The sequence below is a fragment of the Flavobacterium sp. genome (genome assembly GCF_044369455.1).
GTDB lineage: Bacteria > Bacteroidota > Bacteroidia > Flavobacteriales > Flavobacteriaceae > Flavobacterium.
Genome location: NZ_JBIPLW010000014.1, coordinates 41,998 through 61,906, shown reverse-complemented (window position 1 = coordinate 61,906; position 19,909 = coordinate 41,998). Strand labels below are relative to the sequence as shown.

Genomic DNA, 19,909 nt, shown 5'->3' with positions numbered 1-19,909 from the left:
ATTTAAAATTTTGATTTTTTTTGAACAGAAATTGAATTGAAATAAGGTCTAAAATTAGGCATTACCCAATCATCATTACCATGACCGCCGCCACCGCCACCGCCGCCTCTTCCCTGAGCAAAAGCTAAGAAAGCGTAGGGGTTTATAAAAGTATATTTTGAAGTGTTTTTATTAATGAAAATGGCATAAAATAAAGATTGTAAGGCCAAGGGCAAAACAGTAAAAAATAACACTGGTTTTCCGTTAAAAATCAATCTTTGTTTGTCATCCAAACGAAAATCAACTTTCATCAAAACATCCCATAACACCAAAATCTTTAAGGGTAATAAAAAGTAATGTAACGCCATGTAAATACTTTATATAAATTATAGAACTTGAAAATTAGTAATAAATAATTGTTAAATAATTATTAAAAAACGTAAAATCGATAATCTACACAAATACTCGACGAACGGATTTGCTTTGTTTTGATAAACTTTAAATTATACAATTTTGTGAGAATTTTAACGTTTATATCAATTCCTTCATCTCCACTGGCGCCGTGTATCGAGTTCTCGATACATCCGCCGAGGCGGATACTCGAACTGACGACAATCACTTTACAACGATTATCCTATCAACGTCACTTCGAGTAGCTCAGCGTATCGAGTTCTCGATACAGCATTATGTTTAAAAAATTGCATTTTTTAAACATAATGCTACTCGAACTGACGTGCTGTTAATTGACGCTTCGTGTATGCTATCATCGTCACTTCGAGTAGCGCAGCGTATCGAGTTCTCGATACATCCGCCGAGGCGGATACTCGAACTGACGACATATAACACGTCTCTTCGAGTTTTTCAAAATTACAAATTTTGAAAAGTATCGAGAAGCCCTAATCTTAAATATTTTTATTATTTTAGCTACATGCAACAATCCTATGTTTACATTTTGCAATGCTCAGATGGCACTTTTTATACCGGAGTCACAAGCAACCTAACCCAAAGAATATTCCAACACGAAGTGGGTTTCTATCCTGATTGCTATACACATAAAAGAAGACCAATTCAATTGGTTTTTTATTGTGATTTTACCAATATACGTTTAGCAATTGAAAAGGAAAAACAAATTAAAAAATGGTCAAAGGCAAAAAAACTTGCCCTAATAAATGGTGAATATGATATGTTAGTTAATCTAGCAAAAAAGAGATTCAAGAAATAAACAAAGTTCTCGATACATCCGCCGAGGCGGATACTCGAACTGACGACAATCACGTTACAACGATTATCCTATAACCGTCACTTCGAGTAGCGCAGCGTATCGAGTTCTCGATACATCCGCCGGAGGCGGATACTCGAACTGACGTGCTGTTAATTGACGCTTCGTGTATGCTATCATCGTCACTTCGAGTAGCGCAGCGTATCGAGAAGTCGAACTGACGACATATAACAAGTCACTTCGATTATCCTATCAACGTCTCTTCGAGTTTTTCAAAATTACAAATTTTGAAAAGTATCGAGAAGCCGTCACTTCGAATAGCCTTCTAACAAACCAAAATAAAAAAAAGAGAAAATCGAATACTAATTACTCGATTTTCTCTTTCAAAAAAAAAATTAAAAATGTCTTTACATTGCCTTAATACACCACTTTCTTGGTCACCGAGTTTCCGCTTTCACCTTCAATTTTAACCAGCAATACTTGTTGGGTTGTTGGTAAGGTGGTAAATGTAGTTTGTGTATTATTCACTTGCTTTTGAGAAGCAATTACGCTTCCTCTAATATCGTATATTGTTACCGATTGCATCAGTTCTTTACCTGTGTTAATGTATAAACCTTGATCGTTTTTATAAACAATTACAGTGTTCTCATTAAAAACAGGCGTTATTCCTAAAGTTTCAGCAGAATAACGCAAAACAAATCGATCTTCAAAGGTACCTATTTCGGTAGCAAAAGAATACGGTGCTAGGGTTAAATCATGAATGACGTTTAATAGTTTATCTTCTAAATAAACGTGTTGGCTTTCAAACAAACCATCGTATAACGGCATCGAAATGGTATACGTACTCGCAATGGTTGATTTGTATGCCAAGGGAACTAAATCTGACACTTCAAATGGTATTGGTCTACCTTCGATACTCATTTTTAAACCTTGAACCTTGGTATATAATGAAATAACATTTCCAGCTTCTGCAGCTTCTGCATCAAATACTATATCGTTACCCAAAGTAGCATTTTCGACATAAGCCACTAATAATTGTTTGAATGCACCTTGTGTATTCGAAATATCCAACCAATAACGATGTCTTTCTAAACTTTGATTAGACATTCTGAAGAATTGATTATTGTTGCCTGCAACACGCATTGAATTGGTGAAAACCGCATTAGCAGAAACATTAGATCCTTTAACAAAAAACCCTTGACCAGAAGCTACATAACCGGTAGGTTCATCTTGAATTCCAGCACCACCCGGTGTAGAAGGCGCAGCAATAGTTCCACCAGACAAATTAAATATAGCGTAATCATTTTGAGTGTATTGATAGCTCGCGTCTATTGGAGTATTGTGTGTCCAGAAATAAAGTGCACCTAAACCAGTGTTATTACCATTGGTAATGAAATCAGTACCGGATAACGCACTTGGATACGGATTTCCTAAGAAATTCATTTGTGTCGCACCCTCAGCAATAATTATAGGTATCGAAAGGTCTCCATTATTGGGCAAACCAGTAAATGTAGCCTGATAACTAGTAGGAATAGAAGGGAAAACAGGATAAGTCAAAGGAGCTCTTATGGCGTATCCTTTTCCTGGTGTCATTGTAGTGGTACCTGGGCTTACGATATAATTCCACGCTGTTCCATAATCTAAAAATAAATTGGCTGGAGAACCTGGAGATACTGCTAATAAATTTTGAGGATGTACTGGTGATGACCAATAGGTATAATCAAATTTATACATTGGTGCTGACGTTCTCCTAAAAGTAATATTTCCTGTATTTCCTCCAGAGAACACGCCCGCTGAATTACCAACATTATTGGGTTGGTACAAACTCACATCAAAAGTAGCATCATCAAAGGTCAATGATCCACCGTTTACTGCCACTGCATTTTGTACTGTAAAAGTCCCTCTATCAAACAAAACAGTTCCACTGGTTACCACCACACTACATGCTGATAGATTTCCGGAGGTAGCGGATGCATGTATAGATGAAGTAAAGTTTCCTTGAAATTCTGCACTAATCGTATTAGTAGGACCAACCCCTGCATTAGACCAAATAGAGCCATTCCAAACAGCTTTGTTTATGGTGATAGTTGCTGAAGCTGGTGCAGCACATCCTGTACCACCAACGGTTCCTAAAACAGTTACTGTAGCATTTGCTATCCCTTTAAAATATACTGTTGCCGAATTTGTCAAAGCAACATAAGGAACAGTGCAGGCAGCATTGGTAAACAAGGCACCTGTTGTAGTAGTCCAAGTAAAGAAATTAGCCGAACCTGAAGTTGCCGTAAGTATTTGTGGCGCGTTAGCACAAATTGTGGCGCTACTCGGTGTTAGTGTTGTTGATATACCTGATGCAGCAACCGTAGTTGCCGTTGATGAAGTAGCTGATGTAGCAGGACATCCTGAGGCATTATTATAATTAATAGTAACTGTTTTAACACCCGTAGTTAACCATTGAAGTGTTACCGTATTGCTACTTGTGCCTAATCCACCTGAAACAATGGAATAATCCACACCTAAAACTCCTGGCACTGTCCAAACATAATTGCTTTGTCCGGCTTGAGTGGTATACGTTACATCGTTAAAAGTACACGCTGTTGCACCAGGTTGAGCGGTAAAAGTTACCGTTGGTCTCGGGTTTATTACAAAAGTAGCTGCTGTTCTACATGTAGCATTCGAAGAACATGCTGCATAATAGGTAGTTGTCCCTGGGGTATTTGTATTTGCAAGACCGGAACCTGCAACACCAACTGGATTGAAAGTAGCACCAGACCCTATGGGAGAACCTCCAGTTGCAACGGTATACCATTGCATATTTGGATTCCCTTGCAACATAATTTGTCCACCTGCCGCAGGAGTAATAGTCCAAGTATACGCGCCTGTAACCGTACCAGTCCCACCATATGAAGTGGTGTATAATGTATAGGTTATTCCTGCTGTTAAAATTACTGACAATCGAGGTTGCAATCCACCATTAGAATCATCATCACCTATAATGTATGTTCCAGTAGCACAACTACCTGGCGTAAAACTCCCTGATGTAATATATCCCATCGCATCGTATGGACTAGCCATCTGAAAAATATAATTACCCGTAACACTTACCTGAAACTGTGTAGCCTGATAATTTCTTATAGAACCTGCAAGAAACGAACAAGTGGTTGAGTTTCCTCCAGGAGGACTAGGTCTTGGTGCAGTTGGGTCAGTAGCAGCATTTAATGCTCCTGCAATAGTAGTTCCTGAATTTACAAAACCATTACATACTGTAGATGAACTTATTGACCCTGTACCACCGGCACAAATGGTCACTCCGGTTGTAACAGGAGGAGGAGCTAAGACAAAGAAAGAGGTTGCACTAAAACCAGTTGCAGTATTGTTAGATACACTTATTGGTCCTGAATTGGCACCGACGGGTATTGTAGCCGTAATTTGAGTAGTAGAATTTACAACATAAGGTGCAGAAACACCTCCAAACGAGACATTAGTTATACCTATATAATTAGTTCCCGTTAGCACAACTGTTCCACTAGCACCACAGTTATTATTTGCTGGAGTAAAACTGGTAATGGTTGGAGTAACAACGCAACTTACAAACGCTGACCAACCGGGTGCTAGTACCGACGGATCCGAAGTAAACCTAAAGGTTAACGAACCATCTGCTGCTGTCGAAATAATAGTACCTGGTGATGTTGATCCATAAAATGATCCTGCGGGAGCTGAAGGTGCAAATCCTGCTGGTAAACCAGAATTAATTAAAGGCGCTGCAATACTATTACCATTAAATATGGATAGACCATCCCAATTATTCTCTGTTTGGAATGTACTAAAAACTACCTTCACCTTCGTACCTGCAATAGCAGGCAATAACGTAACTGTATAATTTTCATTGTTTTGATAATTTGCTGTTCCGCCTCCACTATCAAAAAAACTATAATCACAATCTGTTTTAGTCGTTCCGTTTGATGATGCGTCTAATATTAATGGTAATGCACCAACTAAGGTTGTAAAGGATGTTGGAACAGACCATGCACTAAAATTACCACCACAGTTAGAACGAACCCAAATATAATAAGTGGTACTTGTTGCCAAACCTGACAAATTAACCGAAGTAAAACCTGCGGCAGTTGATCCTGTTGGAGTAACACTATAGGTTGGGGTAACATTTGATGTACTTAAATAATATTGATACCCATTTACTGGTGGCGAAAAAGGTGCCGCTGGAACTAACCAACTAACAGTAGCAGCCGAAGACGTTACTCCCGAAGACGTTAACGTTCGTCCTGGACCACAAGTTTCTTGAATTAAATTGATATTGTCTATAATAAGAAGGGTGTTAGGCGCATTAGAAACACTAATCAATTCAAAACGTATATAATAGGTAGCAGTAAAAGGAGGGGTAAAGTTACCAATATTGTTATTTAGTCCTGTAACACCTGTATGCGTATTTAGTGGTGTAATAATATTTGAAGTGTTAGGCGCATTATTAGTAAATCCGTAATACACTTTCATATCTAAATTTCCTAAAGCACCACTATAGTCATAAGACAAACGATAGCTAACACCACCTGTTAATCTGACAGCTCTGGTAAAAAAATTTGTACCAACAATATTATTAGTCAAATACCCGTTAACGGTATTTACTTGCCAACCCGCATTATCAGCAGAAGTACATTGCGGAAGAGCACTGGTAGGCAGCCCATTGAAATTCTCGGTATACGGTGGATTAATAGGCGCACACAAAGTAGTAAAGCTCGCTGATGGCCCTACCCAAGCGCTTTGCGTACCTCCACAATTAGAGCGTACCCAATAGTAATAAGTAGTCTCAGGGAGTAGACCTGTTAAAGCTCTAGTAGTAGTTGCGCTTGTTGTTAGAACACTTGGTGTATCCGATGGGTTAGTACTATAGTAAATATCATATCCTGAGGTCGGTACCGGAGACGCAGGTCCCCAACTTACTGTAGCACCTGCTGCCGTAATAAGAGTCGCCGCATTCAATGCACCTGGCAAAGAACAAGTGCTGCCTGCTATACATTTAACGGTAATTTTAAAACCTGCACTAGTAGTAGAACCCACATTGTCAGAAATAAACTGTAGGGTCATCGTATTATTTATCGTTCCAGTATAGGTAACAGTTCCCGGATTACCTGTACCCGTATAATTAGTAAGTACTGGAGTAGCACCATCGAGAACAGATATGTAATCATTAGGATCAGCATTTGTATTAAAACTAACAAATGTAATTTCTATTTTGTCTCCAGCTGACGGCTGAAAATTTGTGGTGTTGTTTTGACCAAGATGGTAATTGTCAAATTCCCCACCCACATCATATAATGTGTAAGTAGATCCAGCAGTCAAACTTGAGGTACAAGTAGAAGTTCCTGGTGAGTTCACCATATCTGGAACAAACGTATCATTTAGAGAAGGAGTTCTTGACCTCCACGAAATATCATCTAAATATATTATTCCATTAAACGCTCCTTTGGTATTCACAATTCTAAATCTAAGATTAGAATTAGAATAGCCAGACTGTGGTGTTCCATCAAATTTAACCCAAAATTGTTGATATGTAGCATTAAGTGCTGTTAAAGGTGTTATCATATTTGCAGAATACGTCGCAATACCATAATTTGTTAAAGCAGTAGTATTCCTTAAACTTTCCCATAACGAAGTAGTAACATTAAATACTTGTAAATCAATGTAAGCTGTTCCAGTTGAGGCTCCATTTCCTCTTCTCATCCAAAATGAAAAAACATCAGGAGTAGTCACACTGGGAGTTTCAACGAATTGACCATTAGTAGTGGAAGTCAGAACAAACTGCCCTGTTCTTCCAACATTTCCAATTGCTGCTGGCGTTAGGGTAGAAGCATTAAATCCACTATTTGTATAACCCGCAGGCACAGTTCCACTATTATAGTGTTGATAGGAATTGCATTGTGAATACGAAACATTTGTTAACCCCAAAGTTAACAATAGTACACTTAGAGTTTTAAAATAAAAACGGGTTAATTTACTCGGGGCAGAAAGTAAAATTCTTTTCATATTATTAGTTTTAATATTTAAACGGCAAAAAAGAGCCATTTTATTAGGTTAAGACGCTAAAAATACGTCATAAAAACAAATCAGTAACAATTATATAACCAAAAAATAATTTTTTTCGATAAAGTAATATTAAATATCGACCAATGCACCGTAGTGCATTACATACTATTTGAAAACATGTTAATTTTTGTAAAAAAAGTAACGTTAAAATAACATAGGTTGCATAAAATTTACCTAAATTATTCAAAAATACTTTTTATTTGCCAAATTAAGGCTCCTAAAATAACAAATTGTCAACACTTTACAAGAATTGTTAATAAATCTTTATGTTCTCGTTAGATATAGTGTCATTAACTCAATTTTTAGGTCTAAAATAGCTACAAAAAATCCCTGTTAAAAAACAAGGATTTAATGATAACATATTATAAATCTAGGAATTTATCTTATGACTTTCTTGGTTACTTTAACACCCTCAACTGTAGTAATTTGCACTAGTAATACCTGATTGGTCATACCACCATCAAAAATAGTTTGTGTGGCATTAATATCTTTTAAATTGTATAATAAACGACCTCTAGTATCAAAGACTTTCACATTATCCATAGTATAATTACCCGAATTAATCACAAATCTATTGTCATTGTTTTTATAGATGACCACGGCATTTTCGTTAAACACAGGATCAACACCTAAACTTGTTTCGGTGTACCCTAAGACAAAGCGGTTGTCAAAAGTACCTACATTGGTTGTAAAGGAATAAGGTCCTGTTTTTAAGTTATGAATGACATTAACCTGCCTATCTTCTAAATAAATATCTTGATTCGTAAACAAGCCATCAAAATCGTACAAGGAAATACTGTAGTCGCTGCTTATTGTAGATTTAATCCCTAACGGAATAGTATCGGTTACCTCAAAAGGCAATGGCCTTCCTTGGATACTCAATTTGGTATTGTCTACTAAAGTATACAAAGATATTGCATTACCTACATCTACCATCTCACCATCAAACAAACGGTCTAAGCCCATAGTTGCACTATCTACATAACCAATTAATGCTTGTTTAAAAGCACCTTGTGTATTGTTAATGTTGATCCTGTATCGGTGCTTTTCAAGTTCTGAAAAAGAAGTAACGTTAGTACTAGAAGTTCTGAAAAACTGATCGTTATCACCTGCAATTCGCATGCTATTTTTAAAAGTAGCAGTTCCGTTAGAAAGACCTTTGATAAAGAATCCTTGACCAGAAGCTATTTTACCATTCGGAACGGAAATATTTAAACCCGTATTTGTTGCTGCTGATGTACCAGTACCGCCCAAATAATTATATAGAGCATAATCACTTCCGCTATATTGATAGGCTGCATTTAGTGGTGTATTGTGGGTCCAGAAATAGAGTGTTCCGCTCAAAGTAGCCGCATTTGCTACATCTAATAAAAAGGCATCTGCTGAAAGTGTACTCGGATATGGATTCCCCAATAAGTTAAACTGACTGGCACCACCCGTAACAGGTAAGGAAATAATTCCGTTATTAGGTACTCCTATAAAAGAAGCGGTATACGGTTGTGGTGGAGCAAGATCAGGAAGTCCTGGAGGAAAGTTACTAGGAGCTCTGAAAATGTAACCCTTGCCCGGAATCATATTGTTCGTTGCTGGGCTAAGAACATACTGCCAATTATTGGTAGTCGAATTATATTCAAAAAACAATGAGGCAGGAGACAAAGGTGAAACCGCCAATAAGTTTTGAGGATTTACTGGAGTAGACCAATACGTATAATCAAACTTAAACATTGGCGTTGTCGCTCTTTTATAGGTAATATTACCCGTATTAGAAAAAGGCACTCCATTATTATCTAAATGATTTATTTGAAGTAAACTTGAGTTATTATCAAATGTAAGTGAACCGCCAGTAACTTTAACATCATTTTGAACAGTAAGCGTGTGATTTGTATTAAAAACTACTGCTCCCGAAAGTACTTCAACAGAGCACGCTTGCAGATTGCTTGTTGAAGTATAATTACCATTGAAAACAGCTTTTAATGTTGATGAAGGAACTCCATTACTCCATGTTGCTCCATTCCATGTTGTAGAAGAAAAACTAATAGTTACACTATTAGAATATACAATAGGACAGGAACCGTTTTGCAATACTACTCTGTAAAACCGATTTCCAGTAAAGGTACCAATAGCTGCAGCTGTGAGCGTTGTTGTTGTATTAACAATAGTGGTAAGCCCACTAGTAAATGTAGCATTAGATGCATACTCCCACCTAACAATTGTCCCTACAGACCCTGTTAACACTAAGTTATTTGGGGAAAACCCACTACATATGGTTTGGCTACTCGACAACAATCCGGGTGTTACACTTGGCAAGACAGTAAGCGTAGCACTATTACTGGTGAAACATCCATTTGCACCCAAAGCTGTACCAGTATAAGTCCTAGTTGCCGTTGGTTTTGCATAAACAATTGCAGTTGGTGTTCCGGCTATATAAGGCACTGTTGCTGCTGCATCAAAAAACAATTCTGTTGTAGGTGACCAACTTACCTCTAAAGCTAAAGTACCCGTTATATTTACATTATCTATTGCCCAACAATAATCGTATGATGCTTCATAAAAAAAGCGAATTCGTACATTTGAATTTCCTATTAATCCACTTAAATTAACTGTTGTATTAACAAAGCCGGAGGGTGTACCTTGAGTAACTGTTTGCACTAATCTTGGAGGTGATTGCCAAGTTATACCCCCATCGATAGATGATTCGACACGTGCCCTATTGCCTGGTATATAGCGCAAATATTGCCAAAAACTTAAAGTTATACTTGTAAATCCAGCTAAATTAATAACCGGTGATACTAAATAGGTTTGTGTTAGGTTAGAACTAGGAAATCCCTGCGCGTAAGAATCACTGAAATAATATTGAGAAGCATCATTACTTCTTATAGGTAAACTCCATCCACCCGGAGGAGTGTATGGACTATTTCGCAATGTCCATGAAGATGCAGCAGGAGTTCCACCAATTGAATTGTTGATTGTTGTCCAATTATTTGTTGCACCATTAAAATTTTCACTTAAAATAACAACTGGAGTTGCTGCTGCTAGAGTTGCGTTTAAAGGTTGAACCAAACCTGGGCAAACAGCCGCTAAAGAAGGAACTATAGTAATTGCCGGTGGCTCAGCATTTACATTTACGGTATAGGTAATTAAGGAAGCACATAGCCCTCCTGATGTTTGAGTTGCCACTAAAGAATACGTAGTAGTCACTAACGGTGCGAAAGTAAAACCTGCTGCCAAAGAACCACTAATTCCTGTATTTGGCGTCCATACAAAATTATTATATGCGGAATATCCTAAAACTGTAACCAATGGAGATGTTTCACCAGAGCATAAAGTTGTTGAAGTCGAACTAAAAGATAACGGAGGTGCTGGGGAAATACTAGCGGTAACCGGAGTCAATAAAGATCTACAAATATTTGAAAATTTCCAATTGTAAGCATAAATGAAATAGGAATTATCAAAATCGTTACCCAAAATAGATGCTGTTGTGGAAGCGTATGGATAAGCTGTGTTATCAACATTAATAATAAAACCAGAAGCAGGCATCACATCAAAAGACAGAAAGTAATTTCCTGGAGTTAAATTCAAACCTAATGGTATTGTTTGTGGCATACCACCTCCAGAAGTATTAGTGGTATAATTGTAAGTGCTAATAACTGCATTTGAAACGGCCCGGATAGTCAATACTCCGTTTTGTCCAGAGACCAGCGGATATATATCAATCGATTGAAAAGTAGTTGCATTATTAACTAAAAAACTCAAACGAACAGAATTCGATTGTATTGCTAATGTTCCTCCTTGAGAAGTCGGAGAAAAAGGCCCAACGGTATCTTGACCACCCGTAGATTTAGATTGAGCATAATAAGTCGTACTAGAAAATAGTGTTGGTGTAACAAAATTAGGTCCGGAACCAACCAAATTGGTACCTGCAGCATCCGAGAACCACTCTATTGTTGATCCCATACTTGCAGTAGCACTTAGTGTAGCAGATCCACCTCCACACAAAGTGCCGTTTACAACAGGTATTAAAGTTGAAACGGAACAGTCTGTATTAAAAGCTGCTAACAAACTCCATTCGCTTTTATCAGTAGGTCCACAATTTCCTCTTACCCAAACATAATATAAAGTAGCTGGTGATAATGCCGTAATAGTAGCAGTTGTGATTCCAGCTCCAACTGACCCTGTAGGTATTGTAAAATTAGTAGGTTGTGTATTTGTAGTACTAACAAAATATTCATAACCATTTGAAGGCACGGGCACACTGGCTGTCCATGATAATGTTGCTGTGGTTGAACTTACTGAAGTCACTGTAATATCTGTTGGCTCAAAACATGTTGGGGAAACAATTACACTAATATCATCTATCAAAATTTTACTTTGATTAGCAAAACTAAAACCTTGAAAACCTATAAAGTAAACATCAGAAATTGCAGGTGTAAAATCGACGATAGCGGTTTGATAAACTGTATTATTAAAGTTACTCAAATTGAATAATGTGATATTCATACTAGGAACATTTTGACTTGTACCCATAATTATCCTAAGATTTTCTGAAAAAAATGAGGGATTTGTCGTGTTGTATCTAAACTTTAACCTGTAGGTAACACTATTTGATAATACTATACCGGGCAAAATAAACCAATCATCTGAATCATCAACCACATTTGTTCTTAAATGAATTGCATTTGGGTTAGACGAAGCGGAGGAATTTTGAACTTGCCATCGATTAGTATCTGAATTTACATCTGTAATCACAAAACAATTCGGAACTGCTGCTACTGGAGTTGTGTCAAAATTTTGAGAATATGGAACTGTGAAAGCGCCACAAGTAGTTGTCACTGTTCCCGTTGTACTATTTAAACCACAACCTAATCCAACTGCGCGAACTCTAAAGTAATAGGTCGTCAAAGGATTAAGTCCGAGTAATGTTAAATTTGAAGCACCACCGGTTGAAAAATTGGTATAAGCTGGCAATGTTGTTGCAAATGTATTTGTTGTTGAAACATCAATACGATAATCAGTAGCGCCTGCAACTCCATTCCAATCTGCAATAAATGAATTACCGTCAACACTTGAAGAAGCAATAGCAGTTGGTGCCGCTATACAAGTTGCGTTAGTAGCACTTGCTATACTCGTCATTCTATAAAATGGTCCTCCTAAACACCCTGCATTATAGGGTATTATCCAATAATAATATCGTGTATTCGGAGTCAAACCCGTTTGCGTAAATGAAGTCGCACTTGATGTACTAATTACAGTATAAATTCCAGAAATTACATCATTGACTGCCCAATACACCCGATTAGGGATATCTATATTTGTAGGTGTTGTATTAACAGTACTCCTTACTATTAAATAATTAGTTGGTGCGGGTACAGCCGCAGTAAAACTATTTCCAGTGAAACTTGTTGCATCTACATTTGTAGCACCAATATTAAAGGATGTTGGACTTGCCGCAGGTGTTACGCATGCTAATGGTGGTGTATAAGTGTATAACAATCCATTATTTGGAAACTCAGTAACACTAGTTCTAACAGTACTTGAATTTGCAGTTCCTAGTACTGTTCTGCCCGACCATGGAACGTTAGTATTAGCTCCACTTTGCAATCGATTATTTACTTCACCTTGTAAGAAGTCGTTGGTAACTCCGCGTATGCCCAGCTGGACATTATAAGGCGTTGGATCAACTGTAGAAGAGGTTCCATAAGCGATCTGAACCGTATTTGTAGTTTCATTTAATCGAATTTGAAAATTAAAATTTCCAGTTGCCACTTTTCTTCTAGCATTCGTCCATTGCACAACGAAAACTCTATTAGGAGATGAACCAATTGTTTGATAAACTATGTTATCTGTTGGAGTTCCTGAAATTAAATCTATTCCAAGAGCACTTATCGTTCCTCCGTTTGCAAATGAGGTTGCTCCGCTTAAAGGTAAATAATTAATAGGTGTGGGTTGAACTCCAAAAGAAATAAAGCCGTTTGGACTTACGAAACATTGTGTTTGAATTACCCCATTATAAACAAAATTAAATCCGATAGGTGCTAAGAATGCTGATCCGCTAACATGGTCATCCCAAGGTGCTGCATAAGCATTAGCAGGCGCTGACAAAGGAGTATAGCTTGTTATAGATTCACTAAAGCCATAGGTACTAACCTGAGCATAACCCAATTGAATAAATGACGAAAAAAAACTTACTACTAAAAAAACTAAAATGTGCTTTTTTAGTACTCCATTTGTTTTTAGGGCACTTGCGTAATTCATCATATAAAGTATTGTTTCTTAGTAGGTAGTGATAAAATACTTAAAATATTGTTTTTAAATTGTTTAAGTCGTTATTCAACAATTTACAAATAAACTAAAATTATGTCAATTTTTAAAAAAAAGATACCTTTTTCTACTGCATTTTTTACTAAAATCGATAAAATACCTTACAATATCGTTGAACGTAAAGTACTATTCTATCAATGTTATACTATAATCCTACAAAAAAGAAAATTAATAAAAATAGTTTGATATAATAGAGTAATTAAATAAAAAACTTATTAATTCGTTTCGCAAAGAATAAAACAGTTTTTTATCTTTGAAAAAAAACAACAGTATGAATCAAAATATTATTTTAAACAATCAAGAAATTGATCATAAAATAAAACGAATCGCTTATCAAATATTTGAAACCTTTGCTGACGAAAAAGAAATAATTTTGGCCGGGATTTCGAACAATGGCTATACTTTAGCCATAAAAATTAGTTCTGTATTGAGTACTATTTCTGATTTAAAAGTAACCTTATGTGAAGTCAAAATTGACAAAAAAAACCCATTCAACCCAATAGTCACCTCTATTACCAAAGAGCATTATAAGAATAAAAATATCATACTAGTTGATGATGTTTTAAATTCTGGAAGCACATTAATTTATGGTGTTAAACATTTTTTAGAAGTTCCAACAAAGAAATTCAAGACAGTTGTTTTAGTGGATAGGAATCACAAAAAGTTTCCTGTTAAAGCAGATTTTAAAGGCATCTCACTTTCAACATCATCAAAAGAACATGTTCACGTGGTTTTTGAAGAAAATAATAATTATGCCTACTTAGTGTAAGACTTCGAAGATTTCATTTGTAATAGTGGCTGTCGATTTTGAATCAATGGTAATTTTATAAGTGGCTTGATTATAAAAATAGCTCCTTTCAAATAGATTTTTAGCAATGAACTCTTTCAAATCAACCTCGGATTGATTAGCAACTAAGGGACGCATATTTTTAGCGTTTTTAAGTCGCTCAAAAATGACATCGATAGAAGCACATAAATATATTGAAACGATATTTTCGCCATTTACTAGTAAATGATTATTTGCATAACAAGGAGTACCACCTCCGGTACTGATAATTACTTTTTCATTATTTTGAATGATCTCTTTAAACACTTCATGTTCTAATTTTCTAAAATAAATCTCACCTTTCAGTTTGAAGATTTCATTTACGGATAAATTTACTTTTTTTTCCACAACTTTATCCAAATCAAGCCATTTCCAATTCATTTTTTGAGCCAGCAACTGTCCAATAGTAGTTTTACCAACAGCCATATAACCTATTAAAACAACTTTATTCATTGCAATAAATCCTTATAAATTAGACCATTAACACCCTTGGTCAAAAAAAGGTAAATTTATAATAAAATTGCTTTGAAATATGAATAATAAGGTCTTATATTTGCACCCGCAATTAAGCCATATGGCGAATCACTGAACTCCTATAAAAAATAGACTCCAGTGAAGTATTCAAGAAAAGAAAAAGACTCGATAGCTCAGTTGGTAGAGCACATCACTTTTAATGATGGGGTCCTGGGTTCGAGCCCCAGTCGGGTCACGTTTTTTTTCTAGAATACATTTAAGACTCGATAGCTCAGTTGGTAGAGCACATCACTTTTAATGATGGGGTCCTGGGTTCGAGCCCCAGTCGGGTCACAAAAAGTCGTTCGCCATGGTGAATGACTTTTTTTATTTTGGGCCACGTGGAGAAATTGGTAGACTTGCCATCTTGAGGGGGTGGTGTTCGAAAGGACGTGTGGGTTCGAATCCCATCGTGGTCACGAATGAATACCAACAACCCAAAAAAATAATCAAGCTTGCTTGAAATTATTTTTTTGCGTTGTTGGTATTCTCAAAGCGGAGCTTTGAGGGAAAAACGAAGTTAATCCCTATTCTCTTTTAACAAAAATAGTGTTCGCTGGTATTCTCAAAGCGGAGCTTTGAGGGAAAAACGAAGGTATTACCTATTCTCTTTTAACAAAAACAGTGTTCGCTGGTATTCTCAAAGCGGAGCTTTGAGGGAAAAACGAAGTTAATCCCTATTCTCTTTTAACAAAAACAGTGTTCGCTGGTATTCTCAAAGCGGCCCTTTGAGGGAAAAACGAAGGTATTCCCTATTCTCTTAACAAAAACAGTGTTCGCTGGTATTCTCAAAGCGGAGCTTTGAGGGAAAAACGAAGTTAATCCCTATTCTCTTTTAACAAAAACAGTGTTCGCTGGTATTCTCAAAGCGGAGCTTTGAGGGAAAAACGAAGGTATTCCCTATTCTCTTAACAAAAACAGTGTTCGCTGGTATTCTCAAAGCGGAGCTTTGAGGGAAAAACGAAGGTATTCCCTATTCTCTTTTAACAAAAACAGTGTTCGCTGGTATTCTCAAAGCGGCCCTTTGAGGGAAAAACGAAGTTAATTTCTTAAAAATATTTCACTAAGCCACTTCTTCAGCAATAGCTTTTATACTCTAAATACAGACTTAACGGTGATTTATAAGGATAAATTATTTTGGATTACTCTTTTTTATAAAGTTTTCCTAATAAAGAAATGGTTGTAACGTTATTTTGTTAATTTTGTTTAACTAATAAATTCAAACAATGAACAATGTTAAAAATGTTTTCAGTATCAAAGATTTAGAAAATATTACGGGAATTAAAGCGCATACAATACGTATTTGGGAAAAAAGATATAATGTACTTTCTCCTATCAGAACTGAAACTAATATAAGAACCTATGATTTATCAAACCTTCAGAAGCTACTAAACATTACCTTACTGCACAATCACGGTTATAAAATATCAAAAATATCAAAACTAACTGACAAAAAAATTCCGGAATTAGTCAACGAAATTATTTCTGATAAAAGTGTAAAACATCATGCCATTAGTTCGTTCAAAATGGCTATGATGAATTTTGACCATGCCTTATTTTTCAGCACGTATAATAAACTACTTTCTGAAAAATCATTTAGAAGTGTGTTTTACGAAGTTTTTATTCCGCTTTTAGAAGAAATTGGTTTGCTCTGGCAAACGGACACTATAACTCCTGCCCATGAGCATTTCATCTCTTATTTAATCAAGCAAAAACTATTGAATAATACTGAAATTGTTCAATCAAAAGCTCCGATTTATGATGATAAGATATTCATTCTTTACCTTCCTATGAATGAAATTCATGATTTGGGATTAATGTATCTTAATTATGAAATTATAAATCACGGTTATAAAAGTATTTATCTTGGCGAGAGTGTTCCTTTAGACAGTTTGAAAGACATGAAAAAATATTTTGATAATATTACCTACATATGCTATTCAACCGTTGAACCTAATAAAGATTTAATTAATGATTATATTAAACAAGTTAATGATGAAGTTTTAGATGAAACATCTAATTTGTGGGTTATTGGTCGAATGATTCAAAATATTGACCCAAAATTAATTTCCGAAAAAATCAGCACATTTAGCTCTATTAAAGAGTTGGTTGATACCATCACTTATTAAAATTTTATCTTATAATTTTTTTTGCTTTAAAGAAAAAATGAAAAAACAAATCAAAATAATTGGATCTGGTTTCTCGTCTCTTGCTGCTGCTTGCTATTTAGCGCAACAAGGAAATGATGTTACTGTTTTTGAAAAAAATGCAACCATCGGAGGAAGAGCTAGACAATTAATTAGAGAAGGTTTTACTTTTGATATTGGCCCTTCTTGGTATTGGATGCCTGATGTTTTTGAACGTTTCTTCAACGATTTTAACAAGAAACCTTCGGACTATTATGAACTCAGTAAATTATCTCCAGCTTACAAAGTTTTTTTTGACATTAACGATTTCGTCACTATTTCAGATAATCTACCGGAGATCATTGAAACATTTGAGTCTATAGAAAAAGGGAGTGGAAAACAATTAGAGTCGTTTATGAAAGAGGCCAAAAGCAATTATGATATTGCTATTAAAGATTTGGTTTATAGACCGGGAGAATCACCTTTAGAATTAATAACACTTCAAACAGCACAAAAGGTTAATCAGTTTTTTTCTAATATAAGTAAAGATGTTAAAAAGAAATTTAAAAATAAAAAACTAATACAAATTTTAGAATTTCCAGTTTTGTTTCTTGGTGCAAAACCATCCGATACACCCTCTTTTTACAGTTTTATGAACTACGCCGATTTTGGACTGGGTACATGGCAACCTAAAAACGGCATGTATAGCGTTATTTTAGGTATGGAAAAATTAGCAAAAGAATTGGGAGTTACTATTCATACGAATTCAGCTGTTGAAAAAATTATAGTTAAAAACAAAAAAGCAACAGGTATTATTATTAATGGAACTACAATAACTGCCGATATTGTGCTAACTGGTGCTGATTATCATCACTCAGAAACATTACTAGACTCCGAATACCGTCAATACTCTGAAAATTATTGGGAGAAGAAAACTTTTGCACCTTCCTCGCTCCTATTCTATGTCGGATTCAATAAAAAACTAAAGAATGTAGTACACCACAATTTATTTTTTGATGTTGATTTTGATATTCATGCCTCTGATATTTATGATAATCCAAAATGGCCAGAAGAACCATTATTTTACGCTAACTTTACATCAATAACAAATGAAAAATTAGCTCCAAAAGATTGTGAAAATGGTTTTTTTTTAATACCGATAGCCCCAGGAATTGAAGATACAGAAGAATTGAGAAATTTATACTTTGAAAAAATTATTTCAAGATTTGAAAAAATCACGCAACAAGATGTAAAAAATAGTATTATATTTAAAGCATCTTTTTGTGTTAAGGACTTTATTAAAGAGTATAATTCCTATAAAGGAAATGCATACGGAATGGCCAATACGTTATTACAAACTGCATTTTTAAGGCCCAAATTAAAGAGTAAGAAGGTAAAAAACCTTTATTTTACCGGACAATTAACTGTTCCTGGTCCAGGTGTGCCTCCAGCATTAATTTCCGGAAAACTTGTTGCTGAACTTATTGAGAAAAATTTATAATTTATATGAAATCAATTTTTGACACCATATCATTCGATTGCAGTAGAAATGTTACCAAATCGTACAGCACATCCTTTTCTGCTGCTGTTAAAATGTTAGCACCTAGCATTCGTCAAGACATTTACAATATTTATGGATTTGTTCGTTTTGCTGATGAAATCGTAGACACTTTTCATGATTATAATAAAGAGGAATTGTTTGATATGTTTGAAAAAGATTTAATAAGTGCTTTGGAAAACAAAATCAGTTTAAACCCAATTTTGAATTCATTTCAGCATACTGTTCATCGCTATTCTATCCCTATGAATATGATCAATGCTTTTATGAATAGTATGAGATTGGATTTGCACAAAAGCGAATACAAAACCATGGACGAATATAACGAATACATATATGGTTCAGCCGATGTGGTTGGACTAATGTGCTTAAAAGTTTTTGTTAATGGCAATGATACCAAGTTTCAGGAATTAGAACTTTCTGCTATGCGTTTAGGATCCGCTTTTCAAAAAGTAAATTTCCTTCGTGACCTAAAAGCGGATTATGAAGATTTGAATAGAACGTATTTCCCCAATACGGATTTGTCTCAATTAGACGAACATTCAAAAAATGAAATTATTACCGAAATTGAGGCCGACTTTGCTGCCGGATTTGAAGGAATTTTAAAACTACCTATAGAAGCTAAGTTTGGTGTTTATACTGCTTTTGTTTATTACAAAAAATTACTGTCTAAGTTAAAAAAGACACCTTCTACTGAAATCAAAAACACCCGAATTCGCGTTCCCGATTATCAAAAATTTGGACTTATGGCAAAATGTTATGTTAACTATCGTTTAAATTTAATATAGTTATTATGTTACTCCAAATTACTGCTTTTATTATTACTTTTTGTGTCATGGAATTCATGGCGTGGTTCACTCATAAATATATTATGCACGGGTTTTTATGGGTTTTGCATGCCGATCATCACAAAAAAGACCACAACTCTTGGTTTGAGCGTAACGATGCTTTCTTTATTTTTTACGCCGTCGTAAGCATTGGTTGTTTTTTGCTTTGGCAAAAAGGCATTTTTGAATTGGGTATTGCCGTTGGTCTTGGAATTTTTGCTTATGGAGTTGCCTATTTTATTGTTCATGATATCTTTATTCACCAGCGTTTTAAACTGTTTAGAAATGCAAATAACATCTATGCGAAAGGTGTTAGAAGAGCTCACAAGATTCATCACAAACATATAGGAAAAGGAGATGGTGAATGTTTCGGAATGTTATTTGTACCATTTAAATACTTCAAAAAATAAAGAAAGCCCCAGCACTGTCTGTGGCTTTCTTACTTGA

The 19,909-nt window shown here is 35.5% G+C and carries 10 protein-coding genes and 3 tRNA genes; 9 read left to right on the top strand and 4 right to left on the bottom strand.

The genetic code is table 11. From position 1 onward, the window contains the following. Window positions 1–2 precede the first annotated feature (2 nt). Window positions 3–347 carry a hypothetical protein gene (locus ACIQ2L_RS12065; RefSeq protein ID WP_396159142.1) on the bottom strand — a complete coding sequence of 115 codons (345 nt, stop codon included), beginning with the start codon at window positions 345–347 and terminating at the stop codon, window positions 3–5. A gap of 560 nt (window positions 348–907) precedes the next feature. Between ACIQ2L_RS12065 and ACIQ2L_RS12060 the strand changes: the two genes are divergently transcribed. Continuing rightward, window positions 908–1,201: a GIY-YIG nuclease family protein gene (locus ACIQ2L_RS12060; RefSeq protein ID WP_396159140.1), complete on the top strand. Its 294-nt coding sequence runs from the start codon at window positions 908–910 to the stop codon at window positions 1,199–1,201. 414 nt (window positions 1,202–1,615) lie between these two features. Here the strand turns inward: ACIQ2L_RS12060 and ACIQ2L_RS12055 are convergent, their stop codons facing one another. Together ACIQ2L_RS12055 and ACIQ2L_RS12050 are read right to left on the bottom strand one after the other, a co-directional pair. Continuing rightward, window positions 1,616–7,234, bottom strand: a complete 5,619-nt coding sequence (locus tag ACIQ2L_RS12055; protein WP_396159138.1) for a T9SS sorting signal type C domain-containing protein — start codon at window positions 7,232–7,234, stop codon at window positions 1,616–1,618. Between the two features lie 438 nt (window positions 7,235–7,672). Continuing rightward, window positions 7,673–13,549 carry a fibronectin type III domain-containing protein gene (locus ACIQ2L_RS12050; protein ID WP_396159136.1) on the bottom strand — a complete coding sequence of 1,959 codons (5,877 nt, stop codon included), beginning with the start codon at window positions 13,547–13,549 and terminating at the stop codon, window positions 7,673–7,675. 334 nt (window positions 13,550–13,883) lie between these two features. Between ACIQ2L_RS12050 and ACIQ2L_RS12045 the strand changes: the two genes are divergently transcribed. Beyond that, a complete protein-coding gene (locus ACIQ2L_RS12045; RefSeq protein WP_396159134.1) occupies window positions 13,884–14,381 on the top strand; it encodes a phosphoribosyltransferase family protein in 498 nt (165 codons plus the stop codon). Here the strand turns inward: ACIQ2L_RS12045 and ACIQ2L_RS12040 are convergent. Beyond that, window positions 14,373–14,891, bottom strand: coding sequence for a shikimate kinase (locus tag ACIQ2L_RS12040; RefSeq protein ID WP_396159132.1), 519 nt, complete (start codon window positions 14,889–14,891; stop codon window positions 14,373–14,375). The genes ACIQ2L_RS12045 and ACIQ2L_RS12040 overlap by 9 nt on opposite strands. Window positions 14,892–15,074: 183 nt before the next feature. On the opposite strand from ACIQ2L_RS12040, the gene ACIQ2L_RS12035 reads away from it, so the two are divergent. The 7 genes from ACIQ2L_RS12035 (at window position 15,075) to ACIQ2L_RS12005 (ending at window position 19,872) form a co-directional block, all read left to right on the top strand. Then, window positions 15,075–15,147, top strand: a tRNA-Lys gene (locus ACIQ2L_RS12035). A 25-nt stretch (window positions 15,148–15,172) separates the two neighbouring features. Beyond that, a tRNA-Lys gene (locus ACIQ2L_RS12030) sits at window positions 15,173–15,245 on the top strand. Between the two features lie 41 nt (window positions 15,246–15,286). Then, window positions 15,287–15,370, top strand: a tRNA-Leu gene (locus ACIQ2L_RS12025). A gap of 807 nt (window positions 15,371–16,177) precedes the next feature. Then, window positions 16,178–17,080, top strand: coding sequence for a MerR family transcriptional regulator (locus ACIQ2L_RS12020; protein WP_396159130.1), 903 nt, complete (start codon window positions 16,178–16,180; stop codon window positions 17,078–17,080). 37 nt (window positions 17,081–17,117) lie between these two features. Continuing rightward, entirely contained in the window at window positions 17,118–18,578 is a 1,461-nt protein-coding gene (locus ACIQ2L_RS12015; RefSeq protein WP_396159128.1) for a phytoene desaturase family protein, read from the top strand. 5 nt (window positions 18,579–18,583) lie between these two features. Then, complete coding sequence (locus ACIQ2L_RS12010; RefSeq protein ID WP_396159126.1) at window positions 18,584–19,423, top strand: phytoene/squalene synthase family protein; 840 nt, start codon at window positions 18,584–18,586, stop codon at window positions 19,421–19,423. A gap of 5 nt (window positions 19,424–19,428) precedes the next feature. Next, the gene (locus tag ACIQ2L_RS12005) at window positions 19,429–19,872 is read left to right on the top strand and encodes a beta-carotene hydroxylase (RefSeq protein WP_396159124.1); all 444 of its coding nucleotides are present in this window, start codon (window positions 19,429–19,431) and stop codon (window positions 19,870–19,872) included. Window positions 19,873–19,909: the final 37 nt, after the last annotated feature.

What these genes read in the sequence shown, in the direction of transcription:
- ACIQ2L_RS12065 (WP_396159142.1), bottom strand. Translation starts at nt 347, where the DNA reads ATGGCGTTACATTACTTTTTATTACCCTTAAAGATTTTGGTGTTATGG.
- ACIQ2L_RS12060 (WP_396159140.1), top strand. Translation starts at nt 908, where the DNA reads ATGCAACAATCCTATGTTTACATTTTGCAATGCTCAGATGGCACTTTT.
- ACIQ2L_RS12055 (WP_396159138.1), bottom strand. Translation starts at nt 7,234, where the DNA reads ATGAAAAGAATTTTACTTTCTGCCCCGAGTAAATTAACCCGTTTTTAT.
- ACIQ2L_RS12050 (WP_396159136.1), bottom strand. Translation starts at nt 13,549, where the DNA reads ATGATGAATTACGCAAGTGCCCTAAAAACAAATGGAGTACTAAAAAAG.
- ACIQ2L_RS12045 (WP_396159134.1), top strand. Translation starts at nt 13,884, where the DNA reads ATGAATCAAAATATTATTTTAAACAATCAAGAAATTGATCATAAAATA.
- ACIQ2L_RS12040 (WP_396159132.1), bottom strand. Translation starts at nt 14,891, where the DNA reads ATGAATAAAGTTGTTTTAATAGGTTATATGGCTGTTGGTAAAACTACT.
- ACIQ2L_RS12020 (WP_396159130.1), top strand. Translation starts at nt 16,178, where the DNA reads ATGAACAATGTTAAAAATGTTTTCAGTATCAAAGATTTAGAAAATATT.
- ACIQ2L_RS12015 (WP_396159128.1), top strand. Translation starts at nt 17,118, where the DNA reads ATGAAAAAACAAATCAAAATAATTGGATCTGGTTTCTCGTCTCTTGCT.
- ACIQ2L_RS12010 (WP_396159126.1), top strand. Translation starts at nt 18,584, where the DNA reads ATGAAATCAATTTTTGACACCATATCATTCGATTGCAGTAGAAATGTT.
- ACIQ2L_RS12005 (WP_396159124.1), top strand. Translation starts at nt 19,429, where the DNA reads ATGTTACTCCAAATTACTGCTTTTATTATTACTTTTTGTGTCATGGAA.